The sequence below is a fragment of the Marinagarivorans sp. genome (assembly GCF_982758155.1).
In genome coordinates, this window is the sequence record NZ_CEXWTU010000092.1 from 1 (window position 1) to 17,179 (window position 17,179).

13 protein-coding genes are annotated in these 17,179 nt (G+C 48.8%); 1 reads left to right on the forward strand and 12 read right to left on the reverse strand.

Annotated elements, in window-relative coordinates; all coding sequences use genetic code 11:
• Nucleotides 1-76: 76 nt before the first annotated feature.
• The 7 genes from AC3A8L_RS11400 to AC3A8L_RS11430 all read right to left on the reverse strand — a co-directional run bounded on the left by AC3A8L_RS11400 (nt 77) and on the right by AC3A8L_RS11430 (nt 12,213).
• A complete protein-coding gene (locus AC3A8L_RS11400; RefSeq protein ID WP_487962381.1) occupies nt 77-1,378 on the reverse strand; it encodes a DUF1501 domain-containing protein in 1,302 nt (433 codons plus the stop codon).
• Nucleotides 1,379-1,392: 14 nt separating this feature from the next.
• Complete coding sequence (locus tag AC3A8L_RS11405) at nt 1,393-4,650, reverse strand: carbohydrate-binding protein (RefSeq protein ID WP_487962382.1); 3,258 nt, start codon at nt 4,648-4,650, stop codon at nt 1,393-1,395.
• 599 nt (nt 4,651-5,249) lie between these two features.
• On the reverse strand, nt 5,250-6,479 hold the full coding sequence (locus tag AC3A8L_RS11410; protein ID WP_487962383.1) for a helix-turn-helix domain-containing protein: 1,230 nt from the start codon (nt 6,477-6,479) through the stop codon (nt 5,250-5,252).
• A gap of 184 nt (nt 6,480-6,663) precedes the next feature.
• A complete protein-coding gene (locus AC3A8L_RS11415) occupies nt 6,664-7,989 on the reverse strand; it encodes a DEAD/DEAH box helicase (RefSeq protein ID WP_487962384.1) in 1,326 nt (441 codons plus the stop codon).
• 731 nt (nt 7,990-8,720) lie between these two features.
• Nucleotides 8,721-10,055, reverse strand: coding sequence for a GGDEF domain-containing protein (locus tag AC3A8L_RS11420; RefSeq protein WP_487962385.1), 1,335 nt, complete (start codon nt 10,053-10,055; stop codon nt 8,721-8,723).
• 19 nt (nt 10,056-10,074) lie between these two features.
• Nucleotides 10,075-10,245, reverse strand: coding sequence for a hypothetical protein (locus tag AC3A8L_RS11425; protein ID WP_487962386.1), 171 nt, complete (start codon nt 10,243-10,245; stop codon nt 10,075-10,077).
• A 174-nt stretch (nt 10,246-10,419) separates the two neighbouring features.
• Complete coding sequence (locus AC3A8L_RS11430; RefSeq protein WP_487962387.1) at nt 10,420-12,213, reverse strand: DEAD/DEAH box helicase; 1,794 nt, start codon at nt 12,211-12,213, stop codon at nt 10,420-10,422.
• 622 nt (nt 12,214-12,835) lie between these two features.
• Between AC3A8L_RS11430 and AC3A8L_RS11435 the strand changes: the two genes are divergently transcribed.
• Nucleotides 12,836-13,288, forward strand: a complete 453-nt coding sequence (locus tag AC3A8L_RS11435; protein ID WP_487962393.1) for a YaiI/YqxD family protein — start codon at nt 12,836-12,838, stop codon at nt 13,286-13,288.
• Nucleotides 13,289-13,312: 24 nt separating this feature from the next.
• Here AC3A8L_RS11435 and metW read toward each other — a convergent pair whose 3' ends face one another.
• The 5 genes from metW to dapE form a co-directional block, all read right to left on the reverse strand.
• Nucleotides 13,313-13,903, reverse strand: a complete 591-nt coding sequence (metW, locus tag AC3A8L_RS11440) for a methionine biosynthesis protein MetW (protein WP_487962388.1) — start codon at nt 13,901-13,903, stop codon at nt 13,313-13,315.
• Nucleotides 13,894-15,042, reverse strand: a complete 1,149-nt coding sequence (metX, locus tag AC3A8L_RS11445) for a homoserine O-succinyltransferase MetX (protein WP_487962389.1) — start codon at nt 15,040-15,042, stop codon at nt 13,894-13,896. The genes metW and metX overlap by 10 nt, the downstream gene beginning before the upstream one ends.
• A gap of 74 nt (nt 15,043-15,116) precedes the next feature.
• Entirely contained in the window at nt 15,117-15,368 is a 252-nt protein-coding gene (locus AC3A8L_RS11450) for a MoaD/ThiS family protein (RefSeq protein ID WP_487962390.1), read from the reverse strand.
• Nucleotides 15,369-15,401: 33 nt separating this feature from the next.
• Nucleotides 15,402-15,893, reverse strand: a complete 492-nt coding sequence (moaC, locus tag AC3A8L_RS11455; protein ID WP_487962391.1) for a cyclic pyranopterin monophosphate synthase MoaC — start codon at nt 15,891-15,893, stop codon at nt 15,402-15,404.
• Nucleotides 15,886-17,028 (reverse strand): succinyl-diaminopimelate desuccinylase, encoded by a 1,143-nt coding sequence (gene dapE / locus AC3A8L_RS11460; protein ID WP_487962392.1) that lies wholly within the window; start codon nt 17,026-17,028, stop codon nt 15,886-15,888. Before dapE ends, moaC begins: the two co-directional genes overlap by 8 nt.
• Nucleotides 17,029-17,179: the final 151 nt, after the last annotated feature.

Sequence of the window (17,179 nt, forward strand, 5' to 3'; positions counted from 1 at the left end):
TATTACGCCATATTTTCGCCTCGTCAAGCGTACACCCATAAACCCAAATTCCAGCAGCTTATTCAGTGCACGCCCCTTAGCTCAGAGCGCCCGTGATAATTTTACCGCCATTGATTCGGGTATTAATGCGCCCATTGGGTATACCGACAGCTTTGGCCAAGGTTTTCCCTACCGCAGGTAAGGTCTCCTCAAACGGAATATCCGCATTGTTCGATTTGCCGGTGCTGGCATTAATGCCTGTCGCAGAAAAATCTCCGGCTTTGGCTTCCATGCCACCGACGATACCGCCTTTAATGCCTTGCCCAAAGACAAACATATGATGGTGATTGCCGTTGTGGTCACGACCACCCGCACCGTTTCGCTTGAGGGTTCGACCAAAAGTATTGAGAGAGGCAAAGATCACTCGATCGTCCAAGCCTGCCGCATTAATACCATTCCAAAAAGCCCTAATCGCCGTCATCGCGGATGTTGTTTGATCAACTTCATCCGCCAAGTCGTTATCACCATGGTTATCGCGGCCGAAATTAAGCCCCATAGTCACAACCGGTGTGACATTAAGCTGAATCAAGGCAACCGCCATTTGAGCCTGCGCAACCTCGTCATTGCCTTGAATACCGCTAATTAACGCCCCCAAACTGTCGCCCAAAGTTATAGCTTCTTGGCGCCCTTTGGCATAAGCATCCAAAAAGCGTTTTTGCGCTGGCGTACCGTTATTTTTAATTTGGCGATAGGTATCATCAATGGTGTTATCGCGCATTTGAATCATGCGATCCAGATTATTAATATTGCTTGAGAAAAGCCCTTTGATCTCATTGGGCTTAAACTTCGGTAAACCCCGCCCACCAAAGAACACAGAATCGCCGCCCACGGTCACACTCTCGGTCAAGGTCGTACCCAGCGACGCTTGTGTCTCTTGAGCAATCATCGAGCTCATCTCATCGGTACCTTCGCCATCAACGCCTTTCATCGCGCCATTAAAACGCCGCACGCCAGGGAAATCTGGATGAGCATTGGCAAAGGTTGAATGATTCCAAAAGGCCATCCTAGACCGTAAGCCCGCGGGTAGGTCCGCCCAAGGCTGCGCCGCCCTGACAGACTGACTCCCCAAATTAAAGGTTGTCGGCGTCCGAAAGCCATCGGCATCAGGGTGATCAATCGCACCGAACTCATACGTTCCTGGCGAATTCGCATTCACCGGATCGCCGGCATCTTGCTGCGAAATTACTAAATACTTCATGTCTGTCGATTGCGCTAGCGCCGGGTTATTTAAACCTAACAAAAACGGGACAGGTAAGCCGGTGACAAGCGACCTAAGGGGCAATGAGCCCATTCCCATAGCGCCGGCGATTAATGCTTCTCTTCGAGATAATTTTTTCATTCGTTTACCCTCCACTACATGCCGACAGAAATGATTTCAGGCGACGTACAGGCCGCAAAGAAGGCCGCACGATACGCGCTGTTTTGAGCTTCACCAAAACCACAAGTAATAGTGACGCCTTGATCAAACGGTGACGTACCAGAAGGGCAATCATTCGTATTTTTCATAATGTCAAAAATACGCGTCAACTGATCGATAAGTTTGTCATGACGACTATGAGCCGGCGGTACCCCTGCAATAAATTCAACTAACTGAGCAATAATATTCGCCTTACCCTGATTCGTATTGATAATAGCGTTGTCATTACTGTTAAAGACATTCCCCGACGCTTGCGCGCACACAATATCCATGGACTTGGATTCAAATGCACCATGCTGAGTACTTTGTACAAGATCTCGCTTACCTCGCGCAAACACATCTGGCGCAACGATCCCGGCTTCATCTAAAGCGTTACAGACATTCAAATTACCACTGGTCCCGTTGGTGGCTTTAAGTTCCGATAGGCGCTGATTAATGGCCTTACAGAAGTGGTTACCCCGCGACATACTGACTCGGTACTCAACCGTCTTATGCGTCTCGGTATCTTGTACGCCGGTAAATAGTGGCGAACTAAAGAACTGTCGAACCAACTGATTAAATTTAAAACCGTTTGATTTGAAATTATTGGCAAGCCGCAAGAACTCAGGGTCAGTCGGATTACAACGCTGTGAATTACCCCACATACAAAGCTTTTGCACCCACGACTTCGGAAACTCAGGATGATCCACAAGAATTTGAGCGAAATCTTCGACCGTATCAAAGGGTTCGTCCACACCAAAAAAGGAGAAATGGGGCTGCAAGCTATTATTTGTGCCGGTAGAGCGATTACGCGTATTTTGATATTTATCAAAAACCAAGCGCATCGGATCCATATGACGGTGACAACCATAACAAGCCGAGGTTGGATCAGCATGGTCTGACGGGATGCCCGCCTCTGAACCATTTGGGGTTCCATCCGCCGGACTAATCGTTTGGTCAAGCGCCACAATCATCGTTTGCTGCGTCGTCGCACGGAACTGATTGTCTTCGTTGGTTGCCCAGTTGTCGTAAAACGCTGGCGTACTAAAGAAGCCAACGCGAGGCATTCTTAAGGGGAAGTTTGTGCCACCCTGAATATCTCGTAATTTCTGGACGTAGGCATCGGTGTTCTCCCAGTTCTCGCCATTGTTTTTCCGTGTAATAGTGACCTTTCTCCAATCGTTAAAATCAGAGTTGTTATTGAGCTTAAAGTTTTTAAATTGCTCGTCTTGCGCCGACTTATCCAAAAAGCCGCGATTATTCGTCTGCTGGGGGATGTCCGTATACGCTAGCGCACCAAGCATTGCGGTCGTTACCCACCATTCGCTCGTGGTGACAACTTGGCTAAAGCTCTGGTTAGTATTCACAATATCCCAAGCCGTTCGCGTGAACATCTCTTCGAAGTTACTGATGAGCTTATCTTTAGCCAGCTCATTACGTACGTTGTTAAATTGCTCCATGTACAAAGAGCCTGGCTTAGCCGTTTGCTGAAGGGCCACCTCCAGAAAATCCATCACCTTCGCTTTGTACTGAGGAGTACTTTGCCAAGCTAAAATCAATGTTCGCAACTCTGCCGGCGAGAACGTGCCGCCGTTACCGACCGCTGTAAGCTCGTCGTCCAAAGCTCGCCCACCATGTAAAATAAATTTGGCGCGCGTTAATGCAGACTCTGTATCCGTTGGCGCGAATGGCTTGCGAACAACAGGATCTGGTGGAGGAAAGGTAGCCGCCGCTTCCTCTACCCAAGAAGCAACACAATCAACATCTTCACCACTCATGAAGCCCGTAGGCGGCATTTTTCGACGGTTACATCGCGACTCAACTTCACCGAACTGGTCAGGGTTTATTAATTTAACCAGCAAGGAATTTGATGGGGCAAGGTGATCAATCAAAAGTTCATCATCACACGATGCATCGGTGCCACCTTCTGAAGTTTTGATTCCCACTAAACGTCGCCCAAGCTCATTCTCTGTCACATCTAAAACCAAATCGGTTCCGCGAGAAGCCGCAACAGTCCCCGCGTGACACGCAAGGCAAGCATTATTAGAGAAGACAGTTTGTACATCCTCGAAATTACACGCCACTGCAGCGCCAGAGGATGAACTGCTAGAAGAGCTTGGTGAAGATGACGACGATGAGCTGCTTGAGCCACTACCTAACGTTCCCGTTCGCTCAAATCGCAAGTAATCAAAGTTAGTACCACCGGTCACGAAATCAACTCGTACCGTATGCTCACCCGCCCGAATATCAATGTTCGCGGTTGATATTTCTTCGTAAGCACTCCAGCCAGCCGTCGGCACGGCGAGTAAGCCAGCATCAACACCATCAACCAAAATACGTATTGTTTTATCGGCTTGTGCGGAGGCAATACTCGCGTGTATCACGTAACTACCGTTTCGTGTGGCGTCAATTTGATACTCCAAATACTCCCCAGCTTCGGTATAACCAATATCACATGTGCCAGAGTCTCCCGTCACGGGTGTGTTTTGATCAACTTCACCTTCACCACAATCCCCTCTGTTTTCAGGTGTGGTATCGCTGTAAGTCACAAATTGGTCTGAGTGAACCTTGCCCGGAATAGTGACGGCCGTTGTTACACCAGAACTGCTGCTAGATGAACTTGAGGAGCTACTGCTTGAGGAACTGGTTGAAGAGCTCTCGCCCACAAACGTCTCTGCCATAAAAAACGCCACATTGTCTGCACAAGCACCCACACAATCGTCGATCCCTCCAAATGGCATCGTTTCTTCGAGATAAACGGCCAATGCTGCAACATCCGTACAATCAACACGATCACAAATAAAAGCGCCTTCTGATACGATCTGGCTCACGCCTCCAAATAACGCACCTGTCCCCTGCTGTGGAAGATCCGCATCATCATGGCAACCTGCGCAAAGGCTATCGTAACTGGCCCGGCCAGCTTCAATATCATAAGCCCCCGTACTTGAACTGCTCGAAGATGAGCTGGAACTAGAGGATGAACTAGACGAGCTGCTGATCGATGAAGAAGTGCTACTAGAAGAGGAGCTACTTGATGAAGAGCTGCTACTACTCAAAGACGAACTACTTGACGATGAACTGCTGGGTGAAGAGCTAGACAAACTAGTCCCGCCACCACAGGCCGTTACAACGCTCAAGGTCGCCGCCAATATTAGGGATTTATGGGGTTTAATACGCTGGATGTTTTCCATGCAATTTCGTAGGGCTGAACTCATTGTTGCGCCGAGTATCATTAGCCATCGGCGTACACTAGGAGGCTTCATTATCATTATTGTTCTCCGGGGTTGGCTATTTTTATAATATGGGGGTCATGCCATGGCGAATCGTGGTGTGCTATTCGTTCAGAGGCAATGCCTTGGTTAATAATCTACGGCGGGTAGCGATTTAGCCAAAGTCCCGATTTACGATTTCCCGATATCGAACAACGGGGCGTCGACCCATATCGGGAAAAGACCCGATTAATATGGGTCGTGCTTTGGTGTGGGGGCTAAGACGGAACTGTGACGCAGATTCCGTGTGAGCGAACTCTCAGTGGTTACCGGCGAAGGGCGGGCTGGGTTAGCTTTTTGCTTGTAGTTTTGTGGGGGGGATGCTTTTCGGTATTACTGAAGGGACGAGGAAAATAATACATCATCCACTAATGCTTGTTCTCCACTTCCTCTGTAGCGGTCAACTCATCCTGGTGACTCAAAGCGTTACATGCCTCGGTAACTGCTACTCGACATTATGCTCCTCGGTAATAGCGCCCCTTTAAGTGCCTTGATGAGAAACCAGAGCTCTTCGCCTAATTGGACAATCTATTATTGCCTCGCCCCTAAATAGCCGTGCGCTTTTCTGTTATGTGCTCGCGATACTGTGTGGGAGAGCTATCGGTACGGCGTTTAAAAAAGCGTTGGAAGGCCGATTTACTGTTAAAACCAGAAAGGTGGATAATTTCGCTGATGGGGGTTTCTTCGTGTTCGGGTAGCTCAAGTAGGCGCAAGGCTTCGTCAATCCTATAGCCATTAATAAGTTCTGAGAAGCTAGCTTTTAAGCCTTCGTTAATGGCACGCGATACCTCTTTTGTGGATGCTCCGGTTTTACTTGAGAGTTTTTCAAGGTTGAGCGTTGGGTTTAAATAGACTTTTTCTTGGGTAAGCAGGGTTTCGATGAGGGCTAAAAGTTGTTCGTTGTTGGGTGTTGGCGCAGCCTTTGTTGCGGTATCGGTTTGTTCTGTGTTCTCACTCTTTGGGGGCTCGGTTAGTGCAGTAGTTGTGGATGTTGCTGTGGCAGCGTCTGCGGTAGCGCTGGGCGAGACAATAGGGATCAGGGCACGGATAATCGTAAAGCAGGCGGCAAGTAAGACATTGACCAGAATCAAACCGGCTAAATCACTAATTTTCCCTAGGGTGCTTGCCATGCCGTTGGGTAGGTGTTGACCAGCAATGTGAGTGCCCAGGCCCATTGCCCATTGCGCTAAGAAGCCAATGATTAATAATCGAACCCAGCGAGCATAGCGGTACTCCTCGCCAGAGTAGTGGTTGTCGAATGCAAGGTGCAGGTTTCGCACCAGGTACAGTGTGAGTAAGGCGTAAGCAACGGGGCTTGCACGCAAGAGTGACCACCAATAGTAGGTGCCCCAGTTTTCGATATTGGCTTCAACGGGGGTGGTTAATTTTTGGGTCGACAAGCCGTAAGTTATCGCAATGGCGAAGCCCATGATGATAGGCAGTAAATGCAGGCAGTGTCGTCGTGTAAAGCGGAAGTGGGTATCCGATGCCGATTGAATAAAAAAGTACAGCAGTGGACCTTTAGCAAGTAGTGCCAAGGTGGTGAGTGAGATTGTGAGGCTGGAGAGCGGTTTTAATAGCGTTCGTAAGTCGGGGTGCCAAATGAGCAGCATGCATAACGCATCTATGGCGATTGTGAAGAATAGCAAGGCAAGTAAGTTTCTGGCTCTGTGCGTGGGGGTTGGCACGCTCTTGATGAGAGCGGTGATGAGCAGGCACTCAATTACGATCGCTGTGAGCGATAAGTCGGCGAGGCTGAATTGAATATTTGGCATAATAATTTTTTATTGTAGCGAGCCAGTTTAATTGTAATTGTAGCGCAAGCTGCGAAATATTGGGGGTGGTGAAATCCTTGTTTTTTCCGTATGAGCGGCTTTTGTCGCAGGGGTGGCCACTTTATCGGTGTTTTGAAAAGAGGTGACCTAATGTATGGCGTTTATTTATCGCAAGATGTAGCGGCTACTCTTGGTTTTTTGCCGACCACTTTTCCCAGACATTGGACGATTGTTCGGGTGTGTGTTGCGCCTTTTTCGGTTTTGTATCTTTTTTAGTCTCGGCAGCTTTTTTTGCCGTTTCGCTATACGGTGATTTTCCGCTGCTTTTAAGGGTGAAATTTAGGTTCGACGCTGGCAGGTCTTTGGTGACCTCAAAGCCTTCGATGATTCTTCTTTCTAATATTTTTTCGAGCCGACGCTCAATTGCACACAAGCGTTTGAAATCGTCTTTCGAGACTAGCGAAACGGCTTCGCCTTGGGCGCCGGCTCGGCCAGTGCGACCAATGCGATGGATGTAGTCGTCGGTATCATCGGGCAGGTCGTAGTTCACCACGCGGGTTAATTCGTTAATGTCTATGCCGCGTGCGGCAACACCCGTCGCGACTAAAAAACCCACTTTCCCCGATTTAAAATCAGCCAAGACTTGGGTTCGTGAAGCTTGGCTTCTGCCGCCGTGAATGGCCTCGGCCTTAATGCCGCGTTTTTCTAATTGGCTGACGAGTTTGGCGGCGCCGTGTTGAGTGCGTATAAAAATGAGCGCTTGCGTCCACCGTTGCTCTTGTATTAAGTGGCTGAGTAGGGTCGATTTATTGTGTTTGTCGATTGCGACCAGCCATTGGGTGATTTGTGGCGCCGCCGAATTTTGCGGCACAAGGCTGATTTCGGTCGGGTTGTTTATGGCATTATTGGCTAGCGTGCGAACGGCTTTGGGCAGCGTTGCCGAAAACAATAAGTTTTGTCGTTGCTCGGGTAAGCGTGCCAGAATTTTTTCGATATCGCTTATAAAGCCCATATCCAGCATTCGATCTGCTTCGTCTAATACTAAGAATTCTACCTCGTCAAAATGTACAGCCCTTTGGTTCGCCATATCGATTAGGCGGCCAGGTGTGGCGACTAAGATATCAATCCCGTCTATGAGCTGTTGTTTTTGTTGGTCGTACTCAATGCCGCCGACCATGGCCATTACACGGATGGGGAGGTGTGCGCTATACGCCTGAACATTTTCTTCTACTTGAAGGGCCAGCTCGCGGGTGGGTACTAGGATTAAGGCGCGAAAGCGCTTACCCCTGCGATGCGGTTCCCCTTCGGGCATTTGGCGGCTGAGCATTTCAAGTAACGGTAAAACAAAGCTGGCCGTTTTACCTGTGCCGGTTTGCGCGGTGGCGACGAGGTCTTTACCACTCAGCACAATGGGGATGGCTTGAGCTTGAATGGCGGTAGGGGTTGTATAGCCTTTCTCGTCAATGGCTTGCAATAGGGAAGGGCTTAAAGCCAAGTTTGAGAATGTCATTGGAGTCTCTGTGTGCTGAATTGGTAGCATGGAATGAAGTCATTTCAGTGCGCAAGTATACCTACTTAGAGGGCTGTATACCCTAAGGGCGAGGGTTTTGGCGGTAGATGCTTGATCTTAGGGGCGTGCATTAAATAACTTCCCGTTTTTGAACTCCTGGGTGCACGCTTGCCTTCGTTAAAAATATTTGCAATAGCCGGCTATTACGCCATATTTTCGCCTCGTCAAGCAAGCACCCAAAAAACCAAATTCCAGTAACTTATTCCATGCACGCCCCTAAGGGGCGTGCATGGAATAACTTCACGTTTTTGAATTCCTGGGTGCACGCTTGCCTTCGTTAAAAATATTTGCAATAGCCAGCTATTACGCCATATTTTCGCCTCGCCAAGCGTGCACCCAAAAAACCAAATTCCAGCAACTTATTTAATGCACGCCCCTTAGGGGTAGGCTTGGGTCGAGGAAAAATACTTTACCCAATAATACTTGCCGCTTGCTTTCTCAGCTGCGTTACCCGAAGTGTCAGCCTACTGACCTATATCCGTATCAATGTCATTAACTTAGCGGCAACCGATAATTTTTCTGGACTCGCTTGAACCGATCCATTGGCGCTCCACACGCGCTCTGGAAAACATGCTCCTCGACTTTTTGCTCCTGCAAAGTCTAATCTTGCATATCCCTATGCTGGTGCGTTTTCTCCCCCTTACTATCCCTGTATGGCCCATCGTATTCGGCTATTCAGCATACTGGCATTGATTGCGGCCATTATCTTTGGCAACGTAAAGTGCTGTATCTACTCGCTTAAAGGCTGACTCTAGTGAATCTTCAGGTTTTATTGGCGTGATACCGATACTGACAGTGATAGGAATGGCGACATCTGATTCACCTGCGGTGATATGTAAATCAGAGATGATTTGTCGCAGTTTTTCTGTGAATTCAAGCGCGGCTTGCTTTGAGTGTAACTTACAGAAAATGATAAATTCTTCGCCACCCCATCGGCCTAAAATGTCATCATCTCTCATGTTATTCATTAGGCATAATGCAAACGCTTTAAGGGCTGCATCGCCAGTATCGTGCCCATAAGTATCATTAATATGCTTGAAATAATCAATGTCCAATAGTGCCACGTAGCTGCCGGTGGTGTAGTGACTTTCAAAAAATTGATTGGCTACCCGTTCCAGCCCTCTGCGGCTGTATACCTGGGTGAGTGCATCCTTTTCTGATACAACTTTAAGCTTTTGGAAGTCGGTCTCTAGCTGGCTAAGAGCTTGCTTGGTATTTTTGGTGGTGGCGATAACGTTGAGTACTTTAATGCTGCCTATCAGTGCAAATAAGGCGAGCCAATAAATAATAACGATACGGTAAAGCTCTTCACTGCTTAGCCATTCGCCAACGGCTTCAATTTTTTTGATTTGAAAGTCATAGACGCCATTAATGTTTTCGCCGTCGATATCAAAGGCCAACTCGATCACGCGATCAAAGTTAATCAGAAGATCAGATCTTTTGGTGTAGTGCTGTTTTATCCACCATTCGCCTAGTGCAAAATTACGCAAGTCAAGCAGAACCGGAGATAGGGTCTCTTCTTTTTTTATGAAGGTATAAATGAATTTCTCGTCTTCAAAGGCTATTGTTTTTTGAATATCTTTAATGTGATCTTTATTGACGTTTCTAATCGCTAAGCGAAGCCGTCCGGCTTCGCCTGTGAAATTAATATCTATTCGCAGCCCGTTATATTCAGTTAAATCCAGAGATCTGAGATCGGTATAGTTATATCGAGGGTAACCGGTGACGGTGGGCCTGAATAACTTAATGGCTGCGCCACAATAGGGGTGGAGTTGTGTATTGTCGATAATGCATTGGTAGTGGTGCATATCCTTGTTTATCCAGTGGGTGCGGCTTTTCCCCCCGATGGCAGCGTCTGAGTAAAGGTCTGTAACTGTATTTGGGTGAGGATAAATGAGAAGGTTTTTTTCGGGTATATAAGGGTGCGCACAAAGTAGCGCAATAGTCAGTACTATGCTGCTGTTTCTTATTCTTCTCAGGTAGGAGGGTTGCGTTTTTGACATCATGAGGCAGTGTGCGCTGCTATTAATGGCTATTATTCAATAACTCTAGCATACCCATGAATATCAGCTCGATACTTTGGGATAAACAGTGTTGAGGCGGCTTAAAGTACATTTCTCGCGATAGTATTGTCGTTTTCGTTGCTGCTCGGTAGCCTGCGCTGCTAGGGTACACCCGTACTGATGCAAACATCATGCTGTATCTCCGGCACAAAAGCACCGGCCTCGAATGCTAATTGGGGCCACCAAAACTAGGTTATCCGGGGGCTACTTCCAAAGAATTGCCGTGTGTTATCGCTTAAAGCTTATAAAAAAGGGAGCTAAAAAGCTCCCTTGGGTGATTTAATCTCGCCGATCATCGGCGGTTAAATTAATCGTTGCTAGCGGCTTTCTTTTTAGTTTTGGGTTTTTCAAAACTAGGGCGTTCACCAGAAGGGCGCTTACGTTCTTTGCGTGGCGCATGTTCTTTGGTGCCGCTACCAGCTGCCATTTGGCTGATCTGCAGTTGCTTTTGGCAAACCCATACGGCGCGAAGCTTGTTGAGTAGAGCGGGTGGCATTCCGGCAGGCAGCTCTACAGTTGTGTAACTTTCGCTGATGCGGATGTTGTGGATGTGCTGGCTGCTAATATCTGCTTCGTTAGCGATAGCACCAACAATATTGCCAGGCTTCACACCATCGTCACGGCCAACTTCTAAGCGATAGCTTTCCATCGGCACATCGCTTTCGGTGCGGCGTTTGCTGCGACCGTCGGAGCGGCTATCTCGGTCGTTGCGATCCCGGCGTCGGCCGTCGCGCTCTGGGCGGTCATCACGTTCGTTAAATTCACGTGGTGCACGCTCTGGGCGATCTTCTAGCATTAAAGGTTGCTCGCCATGAACCATTTTGGCTAATGCTGCAGCCAGCATAATGGGGTCGCTTGGGGTTTCGGTTTGAAGCTCGGTAATGAGCTTTGAGTAGATATCCAAGTTCTCGCCAGCAATGGTGTCGAGTATTTGCTGCTTGAAGCGTTGTTGGCGTTGCTCGTTGATATCAGAAACTGACGGCAGTTTCATTTGCTCGATATCTTTACCGGTGGCGCGCTCGATGGTGCGCAGCATGCGCATTTCGCGGCGGGCAACAAATAAGATGGCATCACCTTGTCGGCCAGCGCGGCCAGTACGGCCGATGCGGTGAACATAAGCTTCGGTATCGTAAGGGATATCGTAGTTGATAACGTGACTAATGCGGTCTACATCTAGGCCGCGAGCGGCAACGTCGGTAGCGATTAGGATATCGATTTTGCCATTCTTAAGGCGCTCAACGGTGCGCTCACGAATGTTTTGTGAGATGTCGCCATTCAGTGCAGATGCGCTATAGCCGCGAGCTTCTAGCTTTTCGGCGAGCTCTATCGTGGCTGTTTTGGTGCGCACAAACATGATAACGGCATCAAATTTCTCGGCTTCTAATATGCGAGTGAGTGCGTCGAGTTTGCTAACGCCACCTACAGGCCAGTAGCGCTGGCGAATAGTGACCGCTGTGGTTGTGGTAACTTCAATTTTTACGTGTTGCGGGTTTTGTAGGTAGGTGTTGGCAACGCGAGCAATTTCTCTTGGCATGGTCGCCGAAAAAAGTGCAATTTGACGATTTTTAGGTGTGCGCTCTAGTACCCACTCAACATCATCAATAAAGCCCATGCGAAGCATTTCGTCGGCTTCATCCAATACAAGGTGCTTTAGGTTATCAAGCTTGAGTGTTCCTTTGCGCATATGGTCCATAACGCGACCGGGTGTGCCCACAATAACGTGAACACCGCGTTTGAGTGCGCGAATTTGTTGGTCATAACCTTGGCCACCGTAAATAGGTAATACGTGGAAGCCTTTAATGTCTTTGGCGTAGCTTTGGAAAGCCTCGGCTACCTGAATAGCAAGCTCGCGGGTAGGGGCGAGGACAAGGACTTGGGGTGATGTTTGTTTTGGGTCGACCATTTGCAGTATAGGCAGTGCAAAGGCGGCAGTTTTACCGGTACCGGTTTGGGCTTGGCCCAAAATGTCACGGCCTTCAAGCATCACGGGAATAGCTTGTGATTGAATGGGAGAAGGAGTTTCGTAGCCAAGATCTTTAACGGCTTTAAGTATGTGTTCGTTGAGGCCCAGTTGCTCAAACGTCTGGCTAGGTTGGGTCATGCAGGTTTCCTGTGGTATTGCGGCGGGAGATTCCAGTTGCAAGGTCGTATAGGTGCAATGTAAAGAATCTGTGCGGCTGTCTAGCGGAGGTAGCTGATTATCAATAACTGCGTATTTTTAAATTGCGCTAAGCAATAAAAAATCACGATGTTGTTGATGTGTCTGACTTGCTCGCAAGCGATAAGCTTGGAGGGGTGCCGAAAGACGTAGTACGCTGCCGCTAATGTTAGTCGCTGCCCGAGCTTATTCAGTACTCGGGTTAAGATTCCCTACACCTGCAGCCCGTGCGTCTTCGCAGTGGGGTACTCGGTGCCTAGTAAATTACAATGCCATCTGTAGCAAAGTTGGGTTGAGGATGTGTGGTGTTTTGTGTGAAAACATTGCTGCATTCACATCAACCGCGTACCTGCTGGTTGAAAACTCCACCCTTTACCCGCGCATGGCATCTGCCGGAAAGCGCTTTACTGTTATGGCATCAAGTCAAAAGAGGCGCGACTATACATCTAATGGCATGGCCTGTCTATTTTTTGTTCGCATGCATTTGTTATGGCTGGGTAAGTGCTGGCATCTATGAGGCGGTTCTAATAGGCTGCACGCTTTAAATACTTGTGGAAATAACGTGATGCAAATTTGGGTTGATGCCGACGCGTGTCCGAATGTGATTAAAGAGATTTTATTTAAGGCGGCGAACCGTGTGCAGGTGCCATTGATACTAGTTGCTAACCAAGCTCTGCGAACACCACCTTCGCCGGTGATTCGCTCGGTGGTGGTGCCGGCTGGTTTTGATGTGGCCGATAATTATATTGTGCAGCACTGCGTAGCGGGAGATGTATTAATTACCGCCGATATTCCATTGGCCGCGGAGGTGATTGCAAAAGGGGTGGTTGTCGTTAGCCCGCGCGGTGAAAAGTTTACCCCCAATAATATTGAGCAGCGATTAGCGATGCGAAATTTTATGGAAGAAATGCGAAATGCTGGGCAGGCTACCGGTGGCCCGCCGCCATTAAATAATAGCGACAGGCAGGCTTTTGCGAATGTATTGGATCGCATGCTGGCTAAAGGGAGGGGCGCTTAAAATTAATTGCACCCTCCTAATAAGCTAACCGCGTATCCGGTAAATAGCTGTTTCGCCAAAAAGATTTGGTCGAAGTGGGTGTAGCCATTTATCGGGCGCGGCTTCTGCGGCTACCTGGCGATCAATGACTTGGTAATTTAATTTTTTGCAAAGTACTTCAAAATCTTTAAAAGTACAAAAATGAATGTTGGGTGTGTTGTACCACTCGTAGGGTAATAAGTCGGAGACGGGCATTTTACCGCCAACGGCTAAATGCCAGCGCGCACGCCAATGGCCAAAATTAGGGAAGGTGACGATCGCTTCGCGGCCAACGCGCATCATCTCGGCAAGGACTTTGTCGGGGTAGTGCATGGTTTGCAGTACCTGCGACATAATGACAGTATCAAAACTTTGATCGGCAAAATTGCTGAGCCCACCGTCGAGGTCTTGTTCTATAACATTTATGCCTTTTTTAACGCAGGCTAAAAGACCCGCTTCGCTAATTTCTAAACCGTAGCCGCGAATATTTTTTGTTTTGGTTAAGTGGTTTAGCAGGCTGCCATCGCCACACCCCAAGTCGAGGACTCGGGCGTTGGGCTTAATCCAATTCTCAATAATTTTTTGGTCTATTCGCATGTGCTGGCGACCTTTTGCATATAGCTGGAAAAAAGCGCTTCATAGCGAGGCTGGTTAGGGACTAAAAAAGCATCGTGGCCGTAAGGCGATTCTATTTCTGCATAAAAAACATTTTTGTCTGCGTGTAATAACGCGGTTGCGATTTCATGCGAGCGCTCAGGGGCGAAGCGCCAATCGCTATCAAATGCCATAACGGAAAAATCGCATTGCGCTTGCTGGAAGGCTTTTACGGGGTCGTTTTCGTATTCGCGTGCAAGGTCAAAATAATCGAGTGCTCGCGTCATTAAAATGTAAGTGTTCGCATCGAAGGTTTTTGAGAATTTACTGCCTTGGTAGCGTAAATAACTTTCGATTTGAAATTCTACCGGTACATCACTGCCTTGTTCAAAACTGCCGGAGCGTAATTCACGCCCGAATTTTTCGCCCATGCCATCATCGGATAAATAAGTGATGTGACCAATCATGCGAGCAACGGATAAACCTGATTCAGGCAGCGCGTTGTGATCGAGATAATGCCCGTCCATAAAGTTGGGGTCGGCCATAATGGCTTGGCGTGCCGTTTGATTAAAGGCAATATTCTGCGCGGTTAATTTCATGGCGGAAGCTATGACTACGCAGTGACGTAAGCGTTCGGGATATTCTAGAGCCCAGCGCATAGCTTGCATGCCACCTAAGCTGCCGCCAACAACAGCCGCCCATTGTTTAATGTCTAAATGGTCGGCTAATCTTGCTTGGGTGTGTACCCAGTCGCGCACTCTTAAGGGTGGGAAGTCGCTACCCCACGCTTTACCCGTTGTCGGGTTAATACTGGTTGGCCCCGTTGATCCATGACAGCCACCAATATTGTTCATTGAGACTACAAATAAGTGGTTGGTATCGATAGCTTTACCCGGCCCGATATAGGCATCCCACCATCCTGGTTTATCATCGCCCTCATAAAAACCGGCGGCATGCTGGTTGCCCGACAGTGCATGGCAAATGAGTACAGCATTGGAGTGGTTTTTGTTGAGCGTGCCATAGGTTTCGACCACGAGGTCGTATTCGGGTAGCGTGCGCCCGCAAGCCAGCGTGAAGGGCTCGCTAAAGTGAATGGTTTGCGGGCTTACGAGCCCGACGGAGTTTGGATCTGTGGTGGGCATTGGTTACCGTGCATTGTGTGATTTAGGGTGCCGTACACCGGCGAGCATTCCGAGTTCTATTTATGTGCCGCTGATTATCCGCCGGTGACGGGAGGGAAAAAAGCGACTTCATCATTAGGCTTTATGTTGGGATTGCCGCTGGCCATCTCATGATTAATTGCGCAGAGGATACTGGGATCGTTGAGCGCTTGCCAGCGTTGGCCGCGTTCGGCGAGCGTTTTTTTAAGCTCGCTTAACGGTATGGCTGAATGGAGCGGATAGTTTTCACCCCGAGTTCCCAAAGTCTCACTCAAGGCCGCAAAAAAACACAGATTAATTGATGACATAGTTAAACTCTTATCGGTAGGGTGCAGGTTGGATTATGCGCACCATTCGCCGCTGCGGCCGCCGCTTTTGGCTAGCAGTGTCGTGCCTGTAATCGTCATGGTTTTATCCACGGCCTTGCACATGTCGTAAAGGGTGAGTGCCGCGACGGAGACTGCTGTGAGCGCTTCCATTTCTACGCCCGTTTTTCCCGCTAGTTTGCAGGTTGCCTCAATGCGTACGCGGTTTTGTGTCGCTTCGGCAATCAGGTCTACAGCTATTTTGGTCAGCATAAGCGGGTGGCACAGCGGAATTAATTGGCTCGTTTGTTTGGCGGCTTGTATGCCGGCAATACGAGCGACGGCAAACACATCACCTTTTTTGTGATTGCCGTCGCTAATCATTTGCAAGGTTTGCGCTTGCATCTCCACATAACCGACGGCTGTTGCAGAACGCTCGGTGATTGCCTTTTGGCCAACATCGACCATGTGTGCTTCACCGGCAGCATTGAGGTGCGTTAAACCTTCGTTGCTTGTAGGCTCAGTCATTGAACAATCTTTCCATCATGCCTTGATAGATAAGGCTGAGTTTGTCGAGGTCTGAGGCGCAAACATGCTCGTTGACTTGGTGGATGGTGGCATTGAGTGGGCCAAGCTCGACAACCTGCGCACCTGTAGGCGCGATAAAGCGGCCATCTGATGTACCGCCAGAAGTGGAGAGTTCAGTGTTGTAACCGGTAACGGCTTTGATTGCACCGGCTGCGGCTTCTACTAGCTTGCCTTCAGCGGTCAGGAATGGGTGGCCAGATAGGATCCACGTTAGATCGTAGTCGAGATTGTGCTTATCTAGGATGGCTTCGGTGCGTTCGCGCAATTGTTGTTCGGTAAGCTCGGTAGAGAAACGAAAGTTAAATACAATGTGGGCTTCGCCGGGGATAACATTTGTGGCGCCAGTGCCGCTATTAAAGTTGGATACTTGAAAGCTGGTGGCGGGGAAGTGATCGTTGCCGCTATCCCAATGTTCTGCGCTTAGTTCTGCAATGGCGGGAGCCACTAGATGAATAGGGTTGGCGGCAAGGTGAGGGTAGGCGACATGGCCTTGCTTACCTTTGATTGTGAGTTTTGCGCCGAGCGAGCCGCGGCGACCGTTTTTGATAATGTCGCCGACTTTATGGGTGCTTGAGGGTTCACCCACTAAGCACCAGGTGATTTTTTCGTTGCGGGCTTCTAACCATTCGATCACTTTCACGGTGCCATTAGTGGCTGGGCCTTCTTCGTCGCTGGTGATTAAAAAGGCAATGCGACCGGAGTGATTCGGGTGCTCGGCGACATAGTTTTCGCAGGCGGTGATCATGGCGGCTAGGCTGCCTTTCATGTCTGCTGCACCGCGACCGTAAAGAATATCGTTTTCGACTTTGGGGGAAAAAGGTGGGTTGTCCCAATGCTCTTCTGGCCCGGTGGGTACCACATCAGTATGGCCTGCATAGGCTAGAAGTGGCCCATCAGTTCCGCGTACAGCCCAAAAATTATCAACATCTTCGAAGCGTAAGCGCTCAACCTTAAAGCCGATGCTTTCTAGCCGCGCAATCATCATTGGCTGGCAATTGGCATCTTCGGGGGTTACGGAGGGTTGGGCGATGAGGTCACAGGCAAGTTGCAGGGTAGGGCTGAGAGTGTCGGTCATGAAAAAATCTTTAAGGTAAGGAAATGAGGCTGTATTTTAGCTGGCCAATAACGCTAAAAACCTGCGGTTAGGGGCGAGGCAATAATAGTTTGTCCAATTAGGCGAAGAGATCGGCTTTCTTATCGAGGCGCTTAAAGGGGTGCATGCCGGG